The 1,007-nt window shown below is 43.9% G+C and carries 1 protein-coding gene; it reads left to right on the top strand.

The annotated features are described in order from the left end of the window. Nucleotides 1-204: 204 nt before the first annotated feature. On the top strand, nt 205-1,007 hold an 803-nt coding region (locus tag MoGM_RS00325), incomplete at its 3' end, for a hypothetical protein (RefSeq protein ID WP_146078591.1).

The raw sequence follows: 1,007 nt of genomic DNA, 5'->3' as shown, positions 1-1,007 counted from the left end.
AGTTATAGATTAATGCGTTGGAATATTTAGTTTTGTTTTGTACATTAGCATTGTTTCATGTGTGGCGGGATTGGTATTGAGATAGTTAAAATTTCGGTTTTGTTAAATTTAACTCGCTGGAAATTTGGCAGTTGTGTTTTTTTTACATATCTTTGCCGCCGTATACCTCATGAATAACTTAACAAATACCAGATATAAAGAATTATGATTATGTTTAACAAAGCCTCCCTGCTTGCAGTTGTGGCAGGTGCAGTTCTTCTTTCTTCGTGCTCGAAGGAGACGGATTTCTTTGACCCCAACTATGCTTCCAAGCAGTATGCTCAAAGTTGGGAGAATGCGTTTGGTAGCGTGGCTGCCGAACAGGACTGGAACATGGCTGTGCGTACTACCCTGAACATCAATCTTCCTTACATCAAAGGGGAAAGCGCTGTGCGGGTATTTACGACCAACCCTCTCGAAAAAGGCTGTTATCTCATGGCTGAAACCAAATTGGACAATGGTACGGGCAGTATCGTTTTCGACGCTCTTAAAAGCATGAGCCAAGTGTTTGTGGCTGTCAACAATAACGGCGAGTACCGTGTTTACGGATATTACGGCATAGAAAACGGCTTCGTGAACATAGGCACCAACACGGCAAGCATGGCAAAGAACGCTCCCGCCACGAGAGCCGCAGGCGAGTGCAATGTCACCAAAGGCGAGAAAGATACTGTTATGCAGTATTTTACCGGCTATTATAATATAAACGGTGAAAAGTTGACCGAGGAACAGGCAAGGGAGAAAGCTCCCTGGGGATTTGCGGACAACGGAACAGGAGCGGTTGCGGATTGGTTTATCAACCAAAACGGTGAGAAAGCCGGTATTCCAAATATTTACCTTGACGGTGTTGAAAAAACTGCGGCCAATCCTTATAAATTAAGTTGGGGTTATGAGAACTTCGGCTCAGGTTCGTTCTTTGAGGAGTTCTTGCATTATAATTTGGCACCGAAGTACGGCACGTTCTATAACAG

The organism is Prevotella sp. MGM1, assembly GCF_002933775.1.
Classification (GTDB): domain Bacteria; phylum Bacteroidota; class Bacteroidia; order Bacteroidales; family Bacteroidaceae; genus Prevotella.
Note: the sequence above shows the minus strand (reverse complement) of the source record. Positions and strands in the feature narration are given on the sequence as shown.